Origin of the sequence: Streptomyces sp. CG4 (genome assembly GCF_041080655.1) — a bacterium.
GTDB lineage: Bacteria > Actinomycetota > Actinomycetes > Streptomycetales > Streptomycetaceae > Streptomyces.
In genome coordinates this window covers 265,441-288,381 of the sequence record NZ_CP163526.1, presented here as the reverse complement: position 1 = coordinate 288,381, position 22,941 = coordinate 265,441, and the positions used below count along the sequence as shown (strand labels likewise).

Annotated in this window: 17 protein-coding genes and 2 pseudogenes; 9 read left to right on the top strand and 10 right to left on the bottom strand. The window is 69.1% G+C overall.

From position 1 onward, the window contains the following. On the top strand, positions 1–1,566 hold a 1,566-nt coding region (locus AB5L52_RS46545), incomplete at its 5' end, for an IS1182 family transposase (RefSeq protein ID WP_369369206.1). Between the two features lie 158 nt (positions 1,567–1,724). On the opposite strand, the gene AB5L52_RS46540 is transcribed toward AB5L52_RS46545, so the two are convergent. Then, positions 1,725–4,301: a glycosyl hydrolase gene (locus AB5L52_RS46540; RefSeq protein ID WP_369369205.1), complete on the bottom strand. Its 2,577-nt coding sequence runs from the start codon at positions 4,299–4,301 to the stop codon at positions 1,725–1,727. Positions 4,302–5,665: 1,364 nt separating this feature from the next. Here AB5L52_RS46540 and AB5L52_RS46535 point away from each other — a divergent pair. Then, positions 5,666–5,835 (top strand): annotated as a pseudogene (locus AB5L52_RS46535) (IS5/IS1182 family transposase); the annotation flags it as partial. Positions 5,836–6,110: 275 nt separating this feature from the next. After that, the gene (locus AB5L52_RS46530; protein WP_351580176.1) at positions 6,111–7,553 is read left to right on the top strand and encodes an alpha/beta hydrolase; all 1,443 of its coding nucleotides are present in this window, start codon (positions 6,111–6,113) and stop codon (positions 7,551–7,553) included. Between the two features lie 336 nt (positions 7,554–7,889). Here the strand turns inward: AB5L52_RS46530 and AB5L52_RS46525 are convergent, their stop codons facing one another. From AB5L52_RS46525 to AB5L52_RS46515, 3 genes are all read right to left on the bottom strand, one after another. After that, complete coding sequence (locus tag AB5L52_RS46525) at positions 7,890–8,045, bottom strand: hypothetical protein (protein WP_351580173.1); 156 nt, start codon at positions 8,043–8,045, stop codon at positions 7,890–7,892. A 728-nt stretch (positions 8,046–8,773) separates the two neighbouring features. Beyond that, positions 8,774–8,977 carry a hypothetical protein gene (locus AB5L52_RS46520; RefSeq protein WP_351580170.1) on the bottom strand — a complete coding sequence of 68 codons (204 nt, stop codon included), beginning with the start codon at positions 8,975–8,977 and terminating at the stop codon, positions 8,774–8,776. A 232-nt stretch (positions 8,978–9,209) separates the two neighbouring features. Beyond that, positions 9,210–9,905: a glycerophosphodiester phosphodiesterase family protein gene (locus AB5L52_RS46515; RefSeq protein WP_351027763.1), complete on the bottom strand. Its 696-nt coding sequence runs from the start codon at positions 9,903–9,905 to the stop codon at positions 9,210–9,212. Positions 9,906–10,864: 959 nt separating this feature from the next. On the opposite strand from AB5L52_RS46515, the gene AB5L52_RS46510 reads away from it, so the two are divergent. Together AB5L52_RS46510 and AB5L52_RS46505 are read left to right on the top strand one after the other, a co-directional pair. Next, positions 10,865–12,079: an RNA-guided endonuclease InsQ/TnpB family protein gene (locus AB5L52_RS46510; RefSeq protein WP_369369204.1), complete on the top strand. Its 1,215-nt coding sequence runs from the start codon at positions 10,865–10,867 to the stop codon at positions 12,077–12,079. Positions 12,080–12,417: 338 nt separating this feature from the next. Beyond that, the gene (locus AB5L52_RS46505; protein ID WP_369369203.1) at positions 12,418–13,110 is read left to right on the top strand and encodes a DUF1062 domain-containing protein; all 693 of its coding nucleotides are present in this window, start codon (positions 12,418–12,420) and stop codon (positions 13,108–13,110) included. A 557-nt stretch (positions 13,111–13,667) separates the two neighbouring features. Here the strand turns inward: AB5L52_RS46505 and AB5L52_RS46500 are convergent. Then, positions 13,668–13,823, bottom strand: coding sequence for a hypothetical protein (locus tag AB5L52_RS46500; protein ID WP_351579780.1), 156 nt, complete (start codon positions 13,821–13,823; stop codon positions 13,668–13,670). 169 nt (positions 13,824–13,992) lie between these two features. On the opposite strand from AB5L52_RS46500, the gene AB5L52_RS46495 reads away from it, so the two are divergent. Then, positions 13,993–15,582 carry a class I adenylate-forming enzyme family protein gene (locus AB5L52_RS46495; protein ID WP_369369213.1) on the top strand — a complete coding sequence of 530 codons (1,590 nt, stop codon included), beginning with the start codon at positions 13,993–13,995 and terminating at the stop codon, positions 15,580–15,582. Positions 15,583–15,867: 285 nt separating this feature from the next. Here the strand turns inward: AB5L52_RS46495 and AB5L52_RS46490 are convergent, their stop codons facing one another. The 4 genes from AB5L52_RS46490 to AB5L52_RS46475 all read right to left on the bottom strand — a co-directional run bounded on the left by AB5L52_RS46490 (position 15,868) and on the right by AB5L52_RS46475 (position 19,439). After that, positions 15,868–17,073: a cytochrome P450 gene (locus tag AB5L52_RS46490; protein ID WP_369369202.1), complete on the bottom strand. Its 1,206-nt coding sequence runs from the start codon at positions 17,071–17,073 to the stop codon at positions 15,868–15,870. Positions 17,074–17,266: 193 nt separating this feature from the next. Continuing rightward, a complete protein-coding gene (locus AB5L52_RS46485) occupies positions 17,267–18,010 on the bottom strand; it encodes a methyltransferase domain-containing protein (protein WP_351579774.1) in 744 nt (247 codons plus the stop codon). Further along, on the bottom strand, positions 18,007–18,216 hold the full coding sequence (locus tag AB5L52_RS46480) for a hypothetical protein (RefSeq protein ID WP_369369200.1): 210 nt from the start codon (positions 18,214–18,216) through the stop codon (positions 18,007–18,009). Before AB5L52_RS46480 ends, AB5L52_RS46485 begins: the two co-directional genes overlap by 4 nt. A 359-nt stretch (positions 18,217–18,575) precedes the next feature. After that, positions 18,576–19,439 (bottom strand): LLM class flavin-dependent oxidoreductase, encoded by an 864-nt coding sequence (locus AB5L52_RS46475; RefSeq protein WP_351579768.1) that lies wholly within the window; start codon positions 19,437–19,439, stop codon positions 18,576–18,578. Positions 19,440–19,635: 196 nt separating this feature from the next. On the opposite strand from AB5L52_RS46475, the gene AB5L52_RS46470 reads away from it, so the two are divergent. Continuing rightward, positions 19,636–19,830, top strand: coding sequence for a hypothetical protein (locus tag AB5L52_RS46470; RefSeq protein ID WP_369369198.1), 195 nt, complete (start codon positions 19,636–19,638; stop codon positions 19,828–19,830). Beyond that, complete coding sequence (locus AB5L52_RS46465) at positions 19,827–21,662, top strand: acyl-CoA dehydrogenase (RefSeq protein ID WP_369369197.1); 1,836 nt, start codon at positions 19,827–19,829, stop codon at positions 21,660–21,662. Before AB5L52_RS46470 ends, AB5L52_RS46465 begins: the two co-directional genes overlap by 4 nt. A 5-nt stretch (positions 21,663–21,667) precedes the next feature. On the opposite strand, the pseudogene AB5L52_RS46460 reads toward AB5L52_RS46465, so the two are convergent. Beyond that, positions 21,668–21,828 (bottom strand): annotated as a pseudogene (locus AB5L52_RS46460) (IS5/IS1182 family transposase); the annotation flags it as partial. A gap of 128 nt (positions 21,829–21,956) precedes the next feature. Here AB5L52_RS46460 and AB5L52_RS46455 point away from each other — a divergent pair. Next, entirely contained in the window at positions 21,957–22,826 is an 870-nt protein-coding gene (locus AB5L52_RS46455; protein WP_369369196.1) for an antibiotic biosynthesis monooxygenase, read from the top strand. The last annotated feature ends 115 nt before the right edge of the window (positions 22,827–22,941 follow it).

Below are 22,941 nucleotides of genomic sequence, written 5' to 3'. Positions count from 1 at the left end.
CTGATCCGGGACCGGCTCGATGTCCTTTTCGAGGACGAGGAGTTCGCCAGACTGTATCCCCCTGATGGCAGGCCGGGACTGTCGCCCGGACAGCTGGCGCTGGTGTCAGTGCTGCAGTTCGCGGAGAATCTGTCCGACCGTGCGGCGGCGGACGCGGTCCGCACCAGGATCGACTGGAAATACGCGATCGGCCTTGAGCTGGAGGATCCGGGGTTCGATCACTCGGTGTTGTGCGAGTTCAGGGCCCGGCTGGCCGAACAGGACGGCGCCGCCGACCGGTTGCTGCAGGTGATGCTGGAGCGCCTTGTGGAGGCCGGTCTGCTCAAGGCCGGGGGCCGACAGCGTACCGACGCCACCCATGTGCTGGCCGCGGTTCGGACCCTCAGCCGCCTGGAGTTGGTCGGGGAGGCGCTGCGGGCCGCTTTGGAGGAACTGGCCGAGGCGGCCCCTGCCTGGCTGGCGCCGCTGATCGAGCCCGAATGGGCCAAGCGATACGGACGCCGGGTGGAGATCGGCAAACTGCCGGGCGGGAAGGCGGCCGTGACCGCCCGGGCCGAGGAGTTCGGCCGGGACGGCCAGAAGATCCTGACCGCAGCCTGGGCCGCCAGCGCCCCACCCGGCCTGCGGCTTCTCCCTCAGGCGGAGATCCTGCGCCAGGTCTGGGTCCATCACTACTTCTGGGACGTGGACGGGCGGTTGCGCTGGCGGGACGGCCACGCCCTGCCGCCGGCCTCGCTGCGGTTCGACTCCCCGTATGACACTGATGCGCACTACTGCGTCAAACGGGACACCGCCTGGAGCGGATACCGGGGACATTTCACGGAAACGTGCGATGAAGAACGCCCCGAGCTGGTGGTCCATGTCGCCACCACCATCTCCACCGTCCAGGACATCGAGCTGACCGACACCATCCACGACGAGCTCGCCGAGCAGCACATGCTGCCCGCCGAGCATGTCGTCGATTCCGGCTACATATCTCCGGCACGTATCGAGCGGGCCCAGCGCGTGCACGGCATCACCCTCCTGGGCCCGGTCGTTGCCGACCACAGCGCCCAGGCCAAGGCCGCATCCGGCTTCGACAAGGCGGCCTTCACCATCGACTGGGCCAATGAGCAGGCGATCTGCCCGCGCGGGGCCACGAGCGTGTCCTGGACCGAGCTGAGGATGAAGGAGAACACCTATCTGCAGGCTCGGTTCGCCGAGGCAGATTGCCGGGCCTGCCCAGACCGCGCCCAGTGCACCACTTCAGCCACCAGGCCCCGGTCCATCGCCGTGCTCCCTCAGCCGCTGCACGAGATCCAGATGCGTAACCGGCTCGACCAGCGCACCGAGCAACGGCAGCGCCGTTACGCGATCCGCGCCGGCATCGAGGCCACCCTTTCGCAGAACGTCCGAGCCCACGGCCTGCGCCGCTCCCGTTACCGGGGCCTGGCCCGTACCCACGTCCAGCACGTCCTCACCGCGATGGCCTGCAACGTCGCCCGCGTCGCTGACTGGATCGGCACCGCGCCCAGAACACGACGCCGGGCCACGCACTTCCGCACTCTGTGCTCAGCCACCGCATGACCTGCTCAACATCACCAGCAGAGTCACGGCATTGCCTCTAACCTGTGACTTCAAGTTGGCGGAGGCCCAACGCTGACCACCGTGGCGGACGTGGGTGGAGATGCCTGGTGCAGCCATCCGGCCGGTCCGGTCGCCGCCGTCAGTGCGCGTCGGCTGGCTCACCTGCTCAGCCTGAGCCTCCACAGACCACGGCCGTGTGTCGCGGCGACGACTGTGTCACCCGAGGGGAGGAGGGTGATGTCGGTGGTGACCGAGCTGGGCAGGCCGTGGCCGAGCCGGGACCAACGGGTCGGAGTCCTGACGTCGGCGACGTAGACGAGGTGGTCGGTGGCGAGGATCAACTGTCCCTTCGCGATGACCATCGCATCCGCCGGGACGTCGGGCAGATTGCCGCTGATGTCCCTCCAGGTCGCCCCGCCGTCCAACGACTCGAAGACGTGCCCGACTCCGCCACCCGGGATCCACTTGCGTGAGTACGCGCCGTAAACGGCGTATACGTGGGCGGGATGGGTCGGGTCGCTGACGATCCGGGTGACGTAGCGGTTCGGTAGGTTCGGTGCGGTGATGGTGTGCCAGGTGCCACCGTAGTTGGTGGCGATGCCGCTCTTGAAGCCGTTTCCGTCTTCGTCCGAGGGCAGGCACGGACCGCACCAGCCGACATAGTCGACGCCGTTGTTCGCCTCGACCGCGGTGGTCGAGGCGGTCTCGCCGAGGTCATAGACGGGCTGCCAGTCGCATGTCCCGGCGGCCTTCGCGCAGACTGTGCCGAAACCCTTCTGGGTCTGCCATATGTACCGGCCCGAGATCACCCAGCGGTTGCCGTTGGCCCTGTCGGCGGTGAACGGGGCGATGAACTGCATCTTCGGATCACAGCCGGCGATCGGCGCACTGATCTGGCAGCTGGGGCTGATCTCCCGGAATGCCGCGGTTGTGCCGTCGGAACGACCGCCGACGGTGGTCACGGCGATGTCGCCGTAGGTGTATTCGACGGCCGCGCGGTCGGCGTTGTTTGGGTCCGCGATGACATCGCCGCCGTCACCGGCGAACGGCTGGATCACGTCGTGGGAGTTGCCGCGCACCAGGGTTGCGCCGTTGTCCTGCAGACCTCCCCACAGTGCTGTTCCGCCCTGGGGGTCGTGACCTGCGCCGACGTAGAAGTACTGCAGCGTGTGCAGGCCGGCGTTGAGGTCGTGCCAGCCTGCCGTGGCATGGTCGGTCGTCAGCCGGGTCCACACGCCGCCGTCGCTGCCCACGTACAGCCGGCCCTCGTCGTTGATCGCGATGGCGTGCTGGTCCGTGTGGACGGTGGGCGGGCAGCCCGCGGCGGTGCCGTAGCAGGGCAGTGTGTAGTTCCAGAAGGGTGCGATCGTCGTCCAACTCGCGCCGCCGTCGCGGGATTCGTAGATCTCCTCCAGGCCGACGTAGAGGTGCTGCGGGTCGCGTGGGTCGACCTTGACGTACTGGTTGTACCAGGAGCCCACCCCGGGTTCGTAGGTGGACGGGAAGGACTGGGCGGATCCGGATTTGCCCAGCGTGCCGGCGTCCGCGACGAGCGTCCACGGCCCGTTCGGATCGCCGTTCGCCGACTTGTACACGCCCTTGAGCGAGGTCGACTGCATCGGCGAGGGGCGCTTGCCGGCGGTGTAGGCCGGTGACTGGATCACCGCGTACAGGGCGCTGCCGTCCGGGGCATAGGCGAGGCTGGTGCGGCCGATGTCGGAGTCGTCGAGCCCGGCGGGCCGTATCCGCTGGAAGGTACCCGGTGCGCCGCCCTTCGTGGACAGGTAGAGCCCGTCGTAGGGGGTGCCGTTACGGAAGCCCAGTGCGGCCAGCACCGTGGCGCCGTGACTGCCCGGCCTGATGGTGACGCTGGAGATGATGGAGGTCCGTGCCGGGTCCTTGTCCGGGTTGGGGTCGGGACTGAGCACGCGTTGCCACGGGGTGTCCAGCGGACCGGAGAGCGGGCGCCGCCACAGGCCGTGGCTCGTTGCCGCGAACACGTACGAGCCGTTCGTCGTCAACGTGGCGACCTGGGCGTTGAGGAGCTCGGAGCCGCCGACCCGCTGGAAGGTCCTGCCGTGGTCGGCGGAGCGGTAGACGCCCTGGCCGGTGTAGTTGTCGGCGCTGGTGTTGGCCTCACCGGTGCCGACCCACAGGGAGTGGTCGGCGGGATTCACCCACAGCGAGCCGATCGACTCGGTGGACGCGTGCTGGAACCCGGGGGTCCAGGTCCTGCCCGTGTCCTTGGACCGCCAGACGCCGCCGTCGGCGAACCCGGCGTACACCCACGGGCCGTCCGTGGCGAGCGCGGACGCCCTGCCAGTCACCACGCCCCAGCCGGAGCCGTAGTCGGAGTAGGACGGGTCGGCATAACCGGGGGTCTCACTGCTGGCCGAACCGCTGGTTACCTCGGACCAGGTGCCGCCACGCACCGGAAGCCGGTCGCCGGCGGCCGCTCCCGCAGCGAGGGCAGCGCCGGAAACCGTGGCGGACGGGGCCGTACGCGCCGCGGCGAACTGGAGGGTACCGGCGACCGGGTCGTCACGATCACCGCCGTCGTCGTCGGCCGGTTTCATGCCGCCGGTGTTGCTCAGGTGCACCTGCCTGGCGAGCGCGGCAAACTGACGGTCGGCGGACGGATGGTGGGTTCGGGGGACGGCAACGCCGGGTGTGCCGCCGGTGAGAACCGCCGTGGCCACCAGGGCGGCCACGAGCAGGCTGGCGCGAGGGAGCATCACATGCCTCCTGGGCATCAGAGCGCGTGTTGTGTCGCGCGGTGCTCCCGCCACCACAGGACGCGGGTGAGCGTAAAGGATCAGTCCATCGCTCGCATAGCCTCAATTCGGTTTCGTACGGCCGGGATTCCGCGCGGCAGGCTTCGCTCACTGGACTGCGCTCGGGATCGGGGGCCATTCGCCCGGTCCCGGTGTCGCGCCAGGAAGAAGGTCCGGAATCCGCGCTTTCGATGCGCGACTACTGGTGATGACGTGCGGGAACACGGCTTACGGTGTGGCCGCGTGGGGTCAGTCGACGGTGCCGGAAGAGGCGGTCACACATCGGCGGCTGCCGCCCACCGGAGCTTCTCGACACACCGTCCATAACCCCGAGTTATGGATGTGTGACGTCTCCCCGGCGGCACACAAGCCGCCGAATACTTCTCCCCAGGCACACCGTCTATCGCCAAGTAAGCGGCCTACCAGGCCAGGCTTCCCGTCCGGACGACCAGCTCCCGCCATGCCGCCCGGACGGGAACCACGGCCCAAGACCGCAGCGCCGCGACCGTTCGAGCCGTGACGCGCCCCTGCGGCAGGGCGACAGCTCCCCACGTGAGCTGTCGCCCGCCCTCCCCCCACACAGCTGAGAACGGCTGGCGAGGCGAGTCTGCGACTGGCGTTTTCCGCCTTGGTCAACGGCCACGTCGCCGCCAGTTCGAGGCCGACCGGGTCCCCTCCCGGATAGCCCATTCCTGGAGGCACCATGCGCTTTCCAGCCAGGACGAGACGCCCGTTGCACGCAGCGTCGCTCCTGTCCGCTCTGCTCGCCCCGGTCGTCGTCCCCGCCGGCCCTGGCCACGCGTACGACGGGGGCACCTCGGCGTGTGCCCTTCAAGGAACGACCGGATACCCGACGAGCGCCAACATACCGACTGCAAACGGTTCCAGAACCCGGTCGGTACCAAGCATGTGGTCGTGATCTACATGGACTGTCCCGACGCCGTCGGCACAACCCCGCCCCTGACCTCGTACCGCAACTGAGCTGTGGGGCACAGCCGGCTGGATGGGAAACGCCTCCGACGGCAAGACATGAGCCGACCGCGGTCAGGCACGCGCAGGCGGGCACGACGAACCAAGACATCTCGGTGAGGCCGTAGGAACGGAGTCCTCCAGCCGCCCGTGACGTTCACCACCGCCAGACTCGACTCCGCCGTCGACGCGTTCAAGGCCACGCCTCACTCCACGGATCTGGTATCGCGGCGTTGGCCATGCCGTGTTCGGCGAGGAGCCGTGCGAGGCGGCCTCCACCGCTCGCCGAGCGATGCCTGCGGATCGGTCGTGACGAGATCGATCGAGCGTACTCACGATTGGCAGAACGCCTTCCGCGCACCCACGCCTGGCAGAACGCTTCACACCGGCTTGTGCACTGCTACGAACGGCGGGTCACCGTCGTCGAAGCCGCTTTCGACCTCACCGACGTGATCATCACCGTCCGAGCCTGATCCGCCCAGCCTGGACCACCCACCGCTGCGACACACGCCCACGACGCCGACCATCACCGGTCGCCCGTCTGCGCGGCCTGTCGTACGTGCCTAGCGAGTCACAGTTGAGTAACGCCCACTCCGAAGGTGGTATGTGATATTGCACATGGCACATGATGCCTCCATGACAAAAGCTAGAGCCGTGTTATCGGTCGTCGCCGTCATCGGCGGAGTCTGCGCGGGTATCACCCCTGCTTCGGCCTCCTCGACTGCGCCAGGGGGCACGGGTCAGGGGAAACACATCTGGAGTTCCTGTCACGATGCGACCACTCCTGCGCTGCAGTGCGCCATGCTCGACGTGCCGCTGGACTACACGCACCCGAACGGCGCCAAGATCAAGATCAAGGTGAACCGGCTCCCGGCAACCGCGCCGAAGAGCGAACGGCAGGGGCCCATCCTTCTGAACCCCGGCGGCCCCGGCGACTCCGGCCTGTGGATGCCCGCCTACATCTCCGGAAAGATTCCCCAGGACGTCGCCTCGACCTACGACTGGATCGGCTTCGACCCCCGCGGCACCAACGCCAGCGAACCCCACGTCACCTGCGACGCACACTACTTCGACGCCGAGCGGCCCGACTACCAGGTCAGCCAGGGCACCTCGCAGGCATGGCTGGACAAGTCGGCCACGTACGCGGCCGACTGCGCCGCGAACTGGAGCTGGTTCCTGCCGCACATGACCACCGTCGACAACGCGCGCGACATGGACAGCATCCGGCGGGCACTCGGCGTCCAGAAGATCAACTTCTACGGAGGCTCGTGGGGCACCTCGCTGGGCTCGACGTACGGCCAACTCTTCCCTTCGCACGTGCGCCGCATGGTGCTCGACAGCATTGTCGGCCCCACCATCAGCTGGTACGACCACAACATCCTGCAGGACAGGGAACACCAGCGCCGGTTCGACGCCTTCGCGGCATGGACCGCCAAGGCCGACTCGGTCTATCACCTGGGCATGGATGCTGCCACCGTGGAGCAGAAGTACCACCAGGTCGAGGCCGCGTTGCGGACCAGCCCGGTGGCTGCCGCCCCGGCCCCCGGCAAGATCGGCCCCGCAGAGTTCGAGGACACCTTCTACGGTGGCGGCTACAACTTCCTGCGCTGGCCGCAGATGGCGACCGTACTGTCGGCCTACCTCACCAAGAACGACAGCCGCCCGCTGCAGAGCGCCTATAACCGCTATGCCGCCCCGGGTGCCGACGACGGCACCTTCCCGGCGTACAACGCGGTCCAGTGCACCGAGAACAACTGGCCGCGCGACTGGGAGTTCTGGAAGAGGGACCAGGCCAAGGTCAACGCCGTCGCACCCTTCTATACCTACAACAACATGTGGTACAACGCCGCCTGCATGTTCTGGCCTTACCAGGGCAACCCGGCCGGCCGGCTGAAGATCACGGGCAAGGGCCTGCCGCCCGTCCTGCTCTTCCAGGCCACCGAGGACGCCGCCACCCCCTACCCGGGTGCCCTCGCCATGCACAAGGCACTGCCCGGATCCAAACTGGTCGTCCAGAACGGCGGCAGCTTCCACGAGATCCTCTTCCACGGCAACGCCTGCCTGGATGACACCTTCACCGACTACCTGCGAGACGGCCGCCTCCCCGCAGGCAAAGGCGTCATCGCCAAGACGTGCGCACCCGAACCCGACCCCACTCCGGTCTATGTGCCGCCGCCCGCCACCGTGAAAGCCGAGACCGCCCTGCTGGTCACAGACCCTCAGGCAATCCACGGCGCCAGGTAACGCAACGCAACGCTCCCGCTGGATAGGAGGGTCGGGTAGCCCGGGGCAATTGCACCCAATGCCAGCAACTTAGGGAGATCACTGTGCGTGTTGGTCCCTGATCGGCTGTCAGTCCGGTGTTCCGCCGGACGCGACGAAGCTCCTCGGCTACGAGTGGTGATTGTCGAGATCAACCAGGTAGTCGAGAAGCTTCGTTGTTGGGTCATGGTGCCATGGACAGGGGCTGGTCTTCCAGCATGGGGCGGCTGTTGAACGGGGTCGGGGGGGGGACCAGGAGCGAGCGTGTGCGGACCGAAGGGGTAGGGGTCATCCCCCGGGCGGGCGATGACCGGCCTCCTAAAGATATTCCAGCATGCCCCATTGGGCTGTGATCTTCATTGGCGTATTGACCCAGGCGTTACGCGCGATGTGACTCTGGGCGCACCAGCCGCCTTTGAAGAACCAGTAACCGTCCGGGCGGTATATGACGGCATCCAGGTCGCGGTCGAACACCGTGCCCGTCGTGACAGGCCACACTTCACTGATCTCTCTCGGACCGCTGGTACACTCCGACGCGGTAGTCCCGAGCACAAGTCCCCTTTGAAGATCCAGAATTGGCCGTCACTCGTGACGGCAATTGCGTCGAGGTTCTCTTTCCAGAATCCTGGGGGATACGGCGCCCATGGCTCACGAGAGACCTCGTCGGCGGCCCGTTCTCGCTCGTGCCGCGTCGTCTCGTGTACGGCAAACCACTCCACCAGCTCCGTAATGGTCATACCGCGCTCCTCGGCGAGAGTGCGCAGCCGGTCACGCATCAGCTCAGTGACCTGGATGTCAGTCATCCTGCTCATGCATGGATTCTGCGCCGTGGGGAGGCCGCCCTCAACCTTGTATTCAAGGCCGTGTCCTCTGCGATGAGGTTGATCAGAAGTCATCGGCACCACCGCCGCCGAGGCGACCAAGGACTTCTACGGGCAAGGAGTTCCGTGCGGGCACCGGGCAGGAAGTCGAAGGCGATCCGGTCGTAGGGGGCGTGAGGCGATCAGTGATGAGTTGCATGATGTGCCGATTGAGGGGCGCGGCGGCCGCGAGGAGGACGGTCAGGTCGGCTGTATCGGCCAGGGCCTTTTTCAGGAACCCGACGACGAGGCCTTCGGCGTTGGGCTGCGGGAGCGCTTCTTGTCGCGGCCCGCTTGTTGGAGTTGAGCAGGGGGCAGGCCTGCGGCAGTCCGATGTGCCGCTCACACACAGGGGACGTTGAAGTAACCCGGGTAGAAGTAGCGCCCGGCCGGACCGGCGCTGTGGACGCAGCGGTCGAAGTTGGGGCTCTGGGGCTTCGGGCCCTCGGTGGCAGCGGTTGCGGTCGGAGCGGCGAAGGCGATCGCACCAAGGATCATCACCGCCACCGCCGCCTTCTTGCCCGGCATGCGCCTCCGGAACGTCATCACTGCCGCCCTCCTTCGGGTCGAGACGGGAGCGCCGCGCAGCTCACAGGGCGACAGTCCGGCGCTCGCGATTCCGCTCATCGTCATATGCCGCAACCATGACGTCAACACCTAAAACGGGCATCTATATCAAAAAGGCATACTGGGGAGGGTTGGCCCCCGGGCGGACAGCGCGGTGTTCATGCTCTCGTCCGACCGCACGGGCGGCCGGTTCGGTCCCGGACCTCTGAGGTCAGGCCGTGGCCTGGACCAGCCGTTTCATGCCGGGCTGGTCGGTCACGCAGCCCACCAGGCCGAGCGCCCGGGCCAGCGCCAGGTCGCTCTCGTCGTTGACGGTCCAGGCCATCACATCGATGCCGGCGGCGCCGCACTTGTCCACGATGGCCCGGTTCAGCTGGCGCAGCTCCACGCTGACCAGGGTGGAACCGACCTTCTGAGCGCGGCCGACGAAGGTGTCGCGGTGCGCGCTGGGGCCTGCCACCAGCACCGTGCGGGCCTGCGGCAGCAGGTTGTGGATCTCGATCAGCGCCACGTCGTGGAACGACAGCACCGAGACCCGGTCCAGCAGGTCGCGGTCGGTGAGCACCTTGGCCAGCGACCGGGCGGCGGCCACGTCCTTTATCTCCGCCTGGATCGGCAGCGTCGGCCCGACAGCGTCCAGTACCTCCTCGAACGTGGGGATGCGTTCGCCGAGGCCGGCGTCGAGCTTCTTGAGCTTGCGCAGCTTCTGGTCGGCGATGGGACCGGAGCCGTCCGTCGTGCGGTCCAGGGTCTCGTCGTGCATGACGACCAGCTCGCCGTCCTTGCTCAGATGCAGGTCCAGTTCGATGCCGTCCAGCCCCTCGCGTTCGGCCCGCAGGAAGGAGCGCAGGGTGTTCTCCGGCTCGGCGGCCATGACACCGCGGTGGCCGATGGTGAAGAAAGACACTCGGTTGCCGTCCTTGGCTGTGGTGGTCCGGGGCGGCCGCGCGAGTGCCGTACTCCCCGCCGGGCGGCGGGCGACCGCCCGTCTGAGCGCCCAAGCGTAATGGGCCCGTGCGGCCGCACGCCCGGCCCGCCCGGACCGCGCCGGAGCGCGCCCCAAGGCAGGACGGGTGCACGGGGTCCCGCTCGCATCGGGGCCGGCTTCGGCGAAGCGAAGGCCCCGTTCATCCAAGCCGGCGAGATCATTCCCGAAGGACGACTGATGCCGGCCCCACAGGCCGCGGAGGCTCCCTGGGCGCCGCCCTCAACGACCTCCTGCACTCCCAGCTCACCCCTCGCCACCCGCTGTCCTCGTACACCGCCACGCACTGGCACGCCCAGCTCTCCCAGCCCACCGCAAACCGCCGCGGCTACCAGGCCCTGGAGAACGCCGGCCTCGGCGTGACGACCCAGCCCCTGATTCAACGGAGTGGATCACCGCCGTCCCGATGCCCCTGCCGGTCTGGCGGGGATCTCCGATCAGGCAGTCGATGGTCATCGCGCCGTCAGGTACAGGAACGATGGCCGCCGGCTCGGCCAGGTACTCGGGGCAGTCGGCAGTCGCGCAGGCGTGAACGCCGTACGAGATCGATCGAACGACCTTCCAGGAAGACGAGGAGGCTCTCCGAGGGCTCCTCGCCTCGGGCAGCGGGGCGCAGCCGCGTGCCACCGCTTCCGCTGTGGTCTCGTGATTCCACCAACGCTTCACATGGGGGTGCTGGAGCCACATCTGCAGCAGAGGGAAGTCCTGCTCCGCGATCCGACGCCACGTGATCTCCATCTCCGGTCTTGCGTGGGTATCCCCGGCTTCAGCCGGGGAGGGAAACGCATCCTCGCGCCGGAGCCGCGTAGCGGCGGAGTTTGCTTCGTTGTCAGTGACCTCCGCTATGTTGATCACACATTGCCCGAAGGGGGGTGGGCCGGATGATCCGTGCGTACAAGTTCCTCATGCGGCCCACCGTGGGCCAGCAGGGCGCACTCGCCGAGATGCTGCGCGACCACTGCTCGCTCTACAACGGGGCGTTGCAGGAACGCCGGGACGCCTACCGGCACGCCTCGAAGACGAGCATCAGGTACGGCGACCAGTCCGCGCCGCTCAAGGAGATCCGGGCGTTCGACCCAAAATGTCAGGGCCGCTGGTCCTTCTCCTCGCAGCAGGCGACCTTGCGCCGCCTGGACAAGGCATTCCAGGCGTTCTTCCGGCGGGTCAAGGCCGGGGAGAAGCCGGGCTGTCCCCGGTTCCGGGGCGCGAACTGGCTCGACACCGTCGACTTCCCCAGGGACGGGGACGGCTGCCGGTGGGACTCCACCCCGCACGGCCCCGTCACCCGCGTCCGCTTCCAGGGCGTCGGGCACGTCAAGGTCAACCAGCACCGGCCGGTGGTCGGGAAGGCCAAGACCGTATCCGTCAAGCGTGAAGGCCGCCGCTGGTACGTGATCCTGACCGCTGAGCAGCCCGAGCCGGAACCTCTTCCCAAGACCGGCTCCGTGGTCGGCGTCGACATCGGTATAGCCAACTTCCTCGCTGACTCAGGCGGCGAGTTCGTGGCCGGCCCGCGCCACGGCCGGAAGGCCGCCGCGAAGCTCGAAGCCGCACAGCAGGATCTCGCCCGGTTCCCCCGCGTGCGCCGTGACAAGCGCACCGCCAACCACCAGCGGGCCGTCCAGAAAGTTGCCGGCCTGCACCGCAAGGTCCGCCGACAGCGCCTGGACCACGCCCACAAGACCGCTCTTGACCTCGTGCGCGAACACGACTTCATCGCGCACGAAGACCTCAAGATCCGCACCATGGTCAAGACCCCCGCGCCGAAGCCCGATCCCGAACAGCCGGGCAGCTTCCTGCCCAACGGGGCCGCAGCGAAGGCCGGACTCAACCACTCGATCTCGGATGCCGGATGGGGGGTGTTCCTGACGATCCTGCACGCCAAGGCTGAAAGCGCCGGACGAGACGTGATCGCCGTGGACCCCCGCGACATCTCCCGGACCTGCCCCGAATGCGGGCACGCCTCAGCGGAGGACCGGCCCACCCAGGAGAAGTTCCACTGCGTCTCGTGCGGCCACAGCGCGCACGCGGACACGGTGGGCGCCCTGAACGTTCTACGGGCCGGACTGGTCCGTCGCGACGCCAACCTGGCATAGCGAGAAGCCCCCTCACCCATCAGGGGGAGGAGTCACGAGACCACTCCCGGAATGCCCACCTGCAATGAGGCCGAGGCGTTGCGGTACTGCCAGGGCTCGTCGGCGGGCGTCCGGCGGAAAAACGGGTTGACTGCGGGCCGTGGCCTCAATCAAGATCGCCCGCATGGACCTGTGACGGCTGCCACGTAGCACCAGCCAACCTGTCGCGCGATCGGCCTCGGAGCCTGACGACCCGGCCCCGAGGCGATCACTTGCGCCCTCGTGTGCATCCGTCAGATCCCAGGAGCCGCGGCCTGCCCGGTGAGAGCTCCTGCTGAGTCCTGAAAGCAACCACATCCATGAACACCGACCGCAAGGCCCTGTGGGCCGTGCGTCAGTCCGCCCTGCCCGCTGTCGTGCGCCCCTGCCCGGACTGCTCCGGCACGCGGCACCGTCCCTCGGGCAAGATCCGCGTCAACGCGAGCGGCAAACTCCTCGACGTCTGGCTGCTCCTGAGCTGTGCGGCGTGTGACCGGACCTCGAAGGTGCCCGTCCACGAACGCGTCCACGTCTCGTCGCTGGAGCCTGCTCGGCTGGTGGCGTACGAGGCCAATGACCCGGCCGTGGTACGGGAGCTGACGATGAGTGCGTCGCTCGCGGCGAAGAACGGATACCGCCTCGACTGGACCGGTTCCTGGCAACTGGAGACCCGCACGCCCCTCTATGCGCTCGACGACCCGACACCGCTCAAGGTACGGGTCAGCTTCGAGCTGCCCGCGCCGGTCCGCGTCGAACGACTGCTCATGCGCGGGCTCGGTCTCAGCCGCACCGCGGTACGACGCATGGTCGGGGAGGGGCGTATCCGGCTGTCGCTGGCTCTGGACGCCAAGGCGCATCAGGACTTCGAGCTCACCCTCCACGGACCCGGTTGCGTCGATGCCGCGAAACACCCGAAGCTCCCCGGTGCTCCGACCGACGTGCGCACTGACCTGAGCCACGTCGCGTTGCGCGACACGCCGCAGCAATGGTCGCGCCCGGCGGCGGGCGCGTAGGAGAGGGACAGCAGGGCCTCCTGGGCCGCGGCCGGGTGCACGGCGCTGATACTGGCCGTCCGCCCGAAACCCGCGGTAAGCGATACCCGCGGTGGCGGTAGGAGAAGACGTCACGTCCCCGTCCTCGAAAGCCGGTCGGGGACGTGACGTGATCGATGACCTCCTCGATCCCGACCCTGACCAGCACGATCTGCTGGGGGGACTGCAACTGGGCCACCCTCTTGCGCTGCTCCTGCGCCGGCCCCTGACCACGATCGATCTTGTCCTGGTTTGGTTCACTCAGGTCCGCAGCGCCTCGGAACTGCCCCCCGGGCTCCCGGGCCACCTCGCTCACCGTCCGCCCGGAAGTGATCCAGGGCGGTGTCGGCCGCGGCCCGCGGCCTGCGGGATCCGTCTGCCGCTGATCCGGATTGCCCGGCGGAGCCGGTCGCGCATCAGGCTGACGACTGCGGTGGCGGCTCACCGGGGCCCGGACGCGTGGGGCAGCCGGGAGGGTCAGGTGGCTTGGGCGGCTTGGCCGTTCCGGATGCGGCCGAGGAAGCCGCGGTGGTGGGCGGTCAGTTGGCGGCAGGGACGGCAACGGGGCTTCCGGTCAGGGTGTACCACTCCTCGGCGCCGGTGTACTGCACGCTCACGTGCGCGCTGGGCGCGTCGTCACCGAGACCGGTGCGGAGGGTCAGGTCGCCGGTGATGACGCCGGCTTCGTCGGTCATGACGCCGCCCGGGCCGGCCTCCATGTGATCGGCCAACCGCTTCGGAGTCTGTGTCTGCTCGGGGCTGCCGGCTGGTGGCCGAAGGTGGCCCCTGTGAAGCCACGGCTTCCGAGCGGCATGTTTGGATGTGTTGGTGATCGTTAACGCACAGGAAACATTCGAGCCGCGGATGTATGTGGACCGCATTCTGGAGCACTGGTGCAAGGACGAGGACGCTGAGGCGCTCGCCCAGGGGGCGCAGCGGCTGACCAGGGGGGAGGCCCGGCGGCAGCTGTTCAGGCTGGGGCATGCGCTGCGCGGGCAGGGGCTCGTGCCCGGCGACGGAGTGGGGCTGTTCCTGGCCAACCGCGTGGACTCCGTCCTGGTGCAGCTCGCGGTCCATCTCATCGGCTGCCGCGTCGTGTTCCTGCCGCCCGAGCCGGGGCCCGGCGAGCTCGCCGCGCTGGTCGAGCAGTCCCGGGCGCGCGCCGTGGTCACCGACCCGCTCTTCGCGGGGCGGGCCGCCGACGCGGCCGGCCGCAGTGTCCACGCCCCCGTGCTGCTCAGCCTCGGGCCCTGTGAGCAGCGGTGCACGGACCTGCTGGCCCTGGCGGCCGAGTGCCCGGCCGTGCGCCCCGACGGCGTGCCCGCCCCGGGAGCGGACGAAGCCGTCACCGTCCTCTACACCGGCGGAACTCTGGGCCGCCCCAAGCTCGCCGCGCACAGCCACCGGCTTTACGACGCGCTGGTGGACCTGGCGGAAGACGCCCCGCAGGACTCCCGCCCCGCGGTCTTCCCGGTCATGGACCAGGGCACGGACAGGGTGCTCGCCGCCACGCTGCTCACGCACGGCAGCGGCCATCTCACCTCGGTGCAGGCTCTGGTGACAGGGTCCGCCCTCGTCGTGCTGCCCGAGTTCGAGGCGGGTGCGGCGCTGACGGTACTGCGCGAGGAGCGGATCACCGCCACCATGTTCGTACCGCCCATGCTGTACGCGGTTCTCGACCACCCGGAGTGCGAGCCGGACGCCCTGCCCGCGCTGCGGCGGATCGTCGTCGGCGGCGCGGCCACGTCGCCGAGCCGGCTGCAGCAGGCGGTCGAGGTGTTCGGGCCCGTGCTCAGCCAGGGCTACGGGCAGTCGGAGGCGCTCGGTATCACCGCGTTCGGTGCGGAGGATCTCGCCTCGGAGGCAGCCCGCCGCCCCGAGCTCTGGCGCAGCTGCGGTCGCGCGATATCCGGCGTCGAGATCGAGATCCGTGGTGAGGACAGCGCGGCGACACTGCCCGTCGGGCAGGTCGGCGAGGTGTGCGTCCGCGGCGAGACGGTGATGCTCGGCTACTACGAGGACCCGGAGCGCACCGCGGCGGCACTGCACGACGGCTGGCTGCGCACCGGGGACATGGGGTATCTCGACGCCGAGGGGTACCTCTATCTCGTCGACCGGGCCAAGGACATCATCGTCACCGGCAGCACCAGCGACAACGTCTACTCCAGGGTCCTGGAGGATTTCCTGCTCACGCTGCCCGGTGTGCGCAACGCGGCGGCGCTGGGTGTGCCGGACGAGGAGTACGGGGAGGCCGTACAGATCTTCCTGGCCACGGCCGAGGGTGCTGATGTCGACCGGGAGGCGGTCGGCGCGGCGGTGACCGCCGAGTTGGGGGAGTTGTACACGCCCCGCAGGACGGTGCTGCTGGACCGCCTGCCGACGACCAAGGTCGGCAAGGTGGACAAGAAGGCGCTGCGCGCCGCGTGGACGAGCGGGGCCCTGGACACGCCGTAGGCTCCGTTGTTACGGAGGCGCCCCGGCCGGTGCGGGGTCAAGTGCGCCGGGAAGACAGGGTCTTGGCGGCACAACTCGGCCGGCGGCCGCCCTTTCCCCTGCGAAACGGCGGAAGTGCGGCACCGTTGTCCTCCGGGTGCGGGTGCTCTGCCGGGAGGCCGCAGGGGCTGTGTCCGCGCTGGAGCTTCCCGGCCTCGCTCTCTTCACCGGGGGCATGTCGCCGGCTGGATCCCGCACGGGTGGACCGCCCTCGGTGCAGAGCGTGCAGATAAAGGGGGCCGGTGTCTACCAGCGCACCGGCAGCTCTCGCAGGCTCCGCATGAGACTGGTGCGCCACTGCGGTGTGCCGTCACCGTCGAAGGCCAGGCGGGGGAAGCGGTCCAGCAGGATGCGCAGGGCCACGGTCGCCTCCAGGCGGGCCAGCGGGGCGCCCAGGCAGTGGTGCAGGCCGTGCCCGAAGGCGAGGTGGGCGCGGGTCGCGGCCGGATCGCGGCGGATGTCGAACCGTTCGGGGGCGGGGAAGCGCGCGGGGTCGCGGTTCGCGGCGGCGATGGAGAGCACGACACGCGCGCCCGCCGGTATCCGGGCGCCGCCGAGGGTGATCGGTTCGGCGGTGTAGCGGTAGGTGCCCGCCGGCACGGGCGGCTCGAAGCGGAGCGTCTCCTCCGCGGCGCCCTTCAGCAACTCGGGGTCGGCGCGCAGGGCGGCGAGCTGCCCGGGATGGCCGAGCAGCAGGTGGACGGCGTTGGCGATGAGGTTGACGGTGGTCTCGTGCCCGGCGACGAGCAGCAGGAAGGCCATGCCGAGCAGTTCCTGCGGGGTGAGCCGGTCGGCGCCGTCCCCGTCGTGGGCGCGGACCAGGGCGTGCAGCAGATCGCTCTCCGCCGCGTCCCGCAGCCGCCGTTTCTCCTCGGCCAGCTCCGCGAGGTACACGGCCATCTCCTGCCCGGCGCGGGCGGATTGCTCCGCATCGTCGAGGGCGACGACTTTCGTGGACCACGCCCGGAAGGCAGCCCGGTCCAGGTCCGGCACGCCGAGCAGCTCGCAGATGATGGTGAGCGGCAGCGGATAGGCGTATGCAGCCACAAGGTCGGCACGGCCGTCGGCGACCACGGCGTCCAGGAGCGCACCGGCCGCCTCCTGAACGCGGGGCCGCAGCGCCTGCACGCGGCGGGCGGTGAACTCGCGGGCCACCAGCGTCCGCAGGCGGGTGTGGTCGGGCGGATCGACCTGGAGCATGTTGCGGCCCACGGCGTACAGCCCGTCGTCCTCGAAGTCGGCACAGTGCCGCACGTCATGGCGCAGCCTGGGGTCGGCGAACGCGGCGCGCACTTCCTCGTGCCCGACCACCAGCCACGACTCGTCCCCGGTGGGGAAACGCACGTGGTGGACAGACCCGCGCGAGCGCAGCGCGGTGAAGGCGGTGTAGGGGTCGGCGGTGAAGTCGCCGGTGAGGTCGGCGAGTCGGACGGTGGGGTGCTGCGTGCGCATCGGCGGCTCCCGGACAGAACTGGGGACCATTCCCCGCTTGGGTGTCGGGAGGGACCGTAGCACGAAACGGGGAATGGTCCTCGCTTCGGTCTTCGAGGGCAATCCCAAGGTGCCTGAAGGGCCACCGCGACGCCCGGCGCCCGTTCCTGTGCGGTTCGGCCGATGCCGGCCAACTCGCGCAGGAGCGGTCGGTTCAGGCGGAGTCGGGTGCGGGACGCAGGACCAGGGAGACGAAACCCCAGGTGTCCCGGTAGACGCGCAGCCATTCGGCGCGCCGGAGCGTGGCCGTCTCGAGCGCCTGCACGCTGTCCGGATGGCCGGGGTGGTCCAGGGCCCATGCGGCCAGGGAACCCCAGCAGGCCCATTCGTAGGCGTCCAGCTCCTGACGCGTGCTGATGTGCCCGTCGACGGGAGTCCAGCCATCGGCGACGACACGGTCCAGGGTGGTCGCCAGGCCGGTGAAGTTCCCGAGCATCTCGACGGCCTCCTGTGACGGAGGGTGCTCCCAGAATCCGTCACCGATGAGGACACGACCGCCGGGCGCCAGGAACCTGCGGGCTGCGGCGAGGGTGGGGAGCAGACCGCCGAAGGCATGCGCGGCCCCGAAACTGAGGACCACGTCGAACGGCTCCTCGGACACGAACTGTTCGGCCTTCTGGTGATGCAGGACGAGGCGGTCCTGGACACCGAGGTCGCGTGCCGCGGCGGCCGCCTGGGCCAGGGCGTCCTCGCAGACGTCCACGCCTACGGCACGCACGCCCGGCCGTGTGACCAGGGCGCGCAGGAGCCATTCCGCCGTGCCGCAGCCGAGGTCGAGCACCCGCTCCTCGCCTCTTGCAAGGCCGCGTTCCAGCAGGCGGCGGACCGAGTCGTCGTCGAGCGGAGACCTGATGGGGTGTTCGGCATGGGCGATGCGGGAGATCTGTTCGCGATTCACCGGGGCAGCGTGCCAACGGCAGAGCGTGCGCGCACCTCGTTTACGGCGAACTCCCGCTCCCGCGCGAGACAGTCGGCGCCGTTTGTCTCGACCGGGGCGGGGCGGGCGAGCTGTTCCTTGCCGCCACTTGCGGGCCCGGCGACGGTGGAACGGCACAGCCCTGCCGTCCGTTCCCGTTGCCGTCCCGTCGGAAAGGCGAGACTCATATGGTCACGACTCCTCGCGCCACGATGCGCGCGGCGCGGGTACCACCGCTATGGCCCACCGGACGTACCGGAGGTGCGAAAGGTCCCGACTCCCGCGCCGGGCAGGGGCGAGGTGCTCGTCAGGAACGGTCTCAACGGCGACATCGCGGCCGAGTACGCCGTCGTCAAGGAGGCCATCATGGCCCCGGCGCCCGCCCGGGGCGGATCCGGTCTCTGCCGCCGCGCTGCCCGCCGCCGGACCGGCCGCGCTGCCGGCGTTGCGCCCGCCCCGGGGCGCGGCGGGCCCAAGCGTGCTGGTGGCCGGGGCGGGCGCTCCAGCGGGGATGCTGAACGCGTCCGGCACAACCTCGAATGGCTGATCAGATCACCGGCGGCCCCGCCTCGATGCGACGCAGCACCGCAGGGAGGCGGTCCAGGCCGGGGCCGGTCTGGACCTGTCGCTCGTCCCACCAGGTGGCACCGGCGTCGTGCAGGGGACCGATCACGTCCCTGGCCTTCGCCGCGTCCGGGGGCGTGGCACCGCCGAGCACGAACTCGAAGGGGCGCTCGGCCCCGGCTGTGCGGTGCTTGCGTACATAGCCGACCAGCTCGCATACCTCCGCCACGTCCGGCGCATGACCGTGCCGGGCCGTCTCGAAGAGCGGCACCGCGCCGTCCCACCGCGCTGCCCGCCGCATGGGCGCACGACGCGGCCAGAACCCGCCGATCCACACCGGCGGACCAGGCCGTTGCACGGTGGCGGGCAGCAGCGCCACATCCCGGACCTCGTAGTGCCGGCCGTGATGGTTCACCGGCTCGCCGGACCAGAAGCGGCCCAACAACTCCAGTCCCTCGTCCAGCCGCTCGGCGAGGAGGCGTGGCTCGGCGGCGTCGCCGAAGCTGCGGTATTCGTCCTCGACCGGACCGCCCAGGCCGGCGGCGAAGATCACCCGGCCGCCGCTGAGGTGGTCCAGGGTCGCCACCTGGCGGGCCAGTTGCTGCGGACGGTAACGGGGGACCGGCGTCAGCAGTGTGCCCAGTCGGATCCGGGAGGTGGCCAGCGCGGCTGCGGTCAGCAGCATCCAGGGGTCTGCGAAGGGACGCCCCTGGTGCTGTCGGTGCAGTACATGGTCCCAGACGAAGAGCCCGTCCCAGCCGGCCTGTTCGGCGGCAGCCGCAACGGTCGCGACGCTGCGAGGGTCGGCGAAATCACCGAAGTTCGGGATGTTGACGGAGAAGCGCATCCCAGCAGGATGCGCAGCCGACCGTGGAGCAGCAACCGGATTCTGATACAGCCGGCTTCACTGCAGACTGCGGACCGCGCACGATTCACCAGGACCCCCGAACCACAGCCGGACGGACAGCACTGACCGAGTGGAGGCATGAGAACAGGGTTCCTCGGTCGCTCGGGGTTGCGGCACGTCGTGACGTGCCACTTCCTTGATCATCATGAAGGTCGTCCCGGCGGCGCCCACGGGCCTCGCCGACTACTGGGCCGATGCTCGGATCGAGCGAGGGCGGGTGTATGTGCCCGGCGCCGGAGTGCTGGGTAATTACCTCGCTTTTGGCGTCCTCAATCGTGTGAAAGATCATGCTGAAGCGTTTGTTCCGCATGCTCTATCGTCCGCTGCGTGATCTTTCAGACGCGCTCTCGGCAGGACGAATCAGCTGCAGCGGACATTACGGCAGACCTTACGCGAGCCCTCTTCGAGGGCCGGTTCGACCAGGTCCACGCGCCCTGGCGTGATCTGTTCAGCACCCCCATGTTCCACCACCGCGAGCTGTCGCCCGAGGAACGCGTGGCGCTCTCGTATGAGCGCCTGCGGCACATCAACAAGTCTCTGGACGGTGCCAACAGCCCCGAAAACCTCCCGCGAGACACAACGCGCCTCACAGCCTTGCACGAGTGGGTCGGCCCGGTGGATCCAGGACTCGGCACGATCCTCAGCATCCACTACAACCTCGTCCTGGGCAGCCTGCTGGACGCCAAGGGCACGCACGACCTGCGTCCCTTCCTGAACATGGACCGCATCGGCGTCTACCTGTGCACGGAATTGGCCCACGGCAACAGTGCCGCGCTGATGGAGACCACCGCAACCTACGATGCGGCCGGCCGCGAGTTCATCCTGCACACGCCACGGCCAGAAGCCGCAAAGTTCATGCCCAACACCAGCCCGATCGGCGGTCCCAAGACGGCCCTGGTCGCCGCCCGGCTGATCACCGGCGAAAAGGACCGGGGCGTGCACCTCTATCTCGTCCCGCTCCACGACGAGACCGGGCAATGCCTGCCGGGCATCACCGTCGAACGCCTCCCGCAGACAACCAGTGCCCCCGTCGACCACTCCATGACCACCTTCACCCACGTCCGTCTGCCGCACGAGGCGATGCTCCAGGCCGACCACGGCCGACTGACGCCCGACGGCGTCTACACCAGCACCGTCGGCAGTACCCGGAAGCGATTCCTCGCCTCGGTGAGCCGGGTCACCGTCGGCAAATTGTGCATGCAGGCCTACCACCTGGGCACCACCCGCCACGCTCTGGCCGTCGCCGTCCGATACGCCCACAGCCGGCACACTTCCAGCGGCACCGGAGGCGGCACAGTCCCGCTGTGGCGGCATCGCAGCCACCATGCCCCCCTCATCGACGCCCTGGCCACCAGCTACGCCGCAACGTTCCTGCACCGCACCGCCGTCCGGAAATGGGAACAAGCCATCACGAAGGCCGACCGCGACGACGCCGAGCGGCTCGCAGCCATCACCAAGGGCTGGATCACCTGGCGCGGCCGCCAGGTGATGACCGAATGCCGCGAGCGCTGCGGAGCCCAGGGCCTGTTCCTGGCCAACGGCATCGCGGGCCAGCTCGCCGCCGGCGAGGGCGCCATCACCGCCGAAGGCGACAACCAGGCTATATGGGTCAAAGCCGGCATGGAGATGCTCCTGGGCAACTACACCCCGAATCCGCCTCGCCCCGGACCGAGCAACCTCGACAAACCCGAGGCACTGCAAGACCTGCTCGCCGACATCGAACGAATATGGCACGAGCGCGCCCGCGCCCGCAGCCGTAGCTCACGCCCGGGCAGCGTCCTCGACCGCACCGTTCTGCCCGCGCTCCAACTGGTCGACGCCCACGCCCACCGCCTCGCAGCCGAGGGCCTGCTGACAGCCGCTCAACAGACGAGCCACCCTGAGGCCGGGCGCCTCCTGCACGCCCTCCACCGGCTGTTCGCACTGCGCCGCATCGCCGTCCACTCCGGGGACCTCCTTGCGGCCGGGCGCCTGGAGAGGGACCGACTGCTGGCGCTGCCGGACACGATCGAGGACGTGATCGATGCGCTTGCGCCCCATGGTCTGGTCCTCGCCAACGGGCTGGCCGTCTCGGAGACGCTACTCCTCAGTCATCCGATCACGGCTCCCGGCGCTGAGCGGGGACCGCAGCCGCGGGAGCCGAGGGGGAGGCTCACTGACTGATCGTTTCAGAATGCGCTGCTAAGGCGCCTCAAGTAGATGATGCTGCAGGCGAGTTGGAGAACCTCTCGATGGAAGTCCGCTCGTATCTCGCAGCGGGTGCGGAGGCAAATAAACTGGTGGAGCCAGGCAAGGTTTGCTCCACCACCCAACGGGTCTTGCCCAGTCCGGGCACAGCCTCGACACCCCCGAAGCGGTGCTCACCCGGATCCTCGGTGGCCTCATCAACGAGTACCGATATGTGGCGTGACCTGCAGCGACGACTTTTCGAGCGGCTCAGGGCAAGGCCGCTCCCCGTTGATCAACACGCCCGCCCACCTCGGCCTCGACTTCGCCGTGCTGACGGCCGCGGTGGTCGCCGGTGTGGCCGCCGCGCCGGCCCTGCTGGGCGGCTGGCCCGGTGACTCCTTGACCTCAAGCGTGCTCGAGGAAGAAGACTGCAGGGCACGGCAACACGAAAGGACCGCCATGCCCACCGTGCACTTCCCCGACGTCCGCCGCCCCGACGCGGGTACGGCCCTGGTCAGCCAGTGGATCGTTTCGGCTCCCGAACTCCAGCACAGGGCAGCTGACTTGCTGATCGCGGAGTGGGAGCGGCAGGACGACCGTCCGGACGCGATGCTCTCACTGACCGCCTTCCTGAGCGAGGACGGCCTGCGCATCCTCTTCTACGCGCAGTGGACGGACGACGACGCACACCGCGCATGGGCCCGCACCCGGCGTCCCGCGACGGTGGGCCGCATCGACGAGGAGCTCCCCGGCATCCAGCGGCCCGGCCTGGTACGGTACGCGCTCGGCCGCAGCCACCTCCCGGCCGATGCGGCAGGCCGCAACCCGGGCCTGCTGGTCACCCCGGCCTTCCGTACGGACGGCCCGGCCACCCAGCGCCGGCTCGCCGGCACGGTGCTCGCGATCCTGGAGGAGGAGCAGGTGCCGGGGCTGCTGGGGGCCCACTTCCACCTGTCCAAGGACGGCGAGCAGGTGCTCAACTTCGCCGAGTGGGAGGACGAGCAGCAATGGCGCCGCTTCGCCGAACACAGCGCGGCGCCGCGCCTGCGGGCCGCGCTCGAAAGCATCGAGGGCGTCACGTTCCTCAACACGTTCGGGAATGCTGCGCGTTACCGGCCGTACGCGTCCCTGGTCAATGTAGAGCCCCCGGTCAGGTGAAACCCGATCACCCGCTGACGGTCCGGCCAGGTAGCGTCTGACCAGGTTCGCTGAACAAGCCATGCCGGGCTCGGACTCACGGAAGCATCGACGGGTCTGAATCCACCTCGTTGAG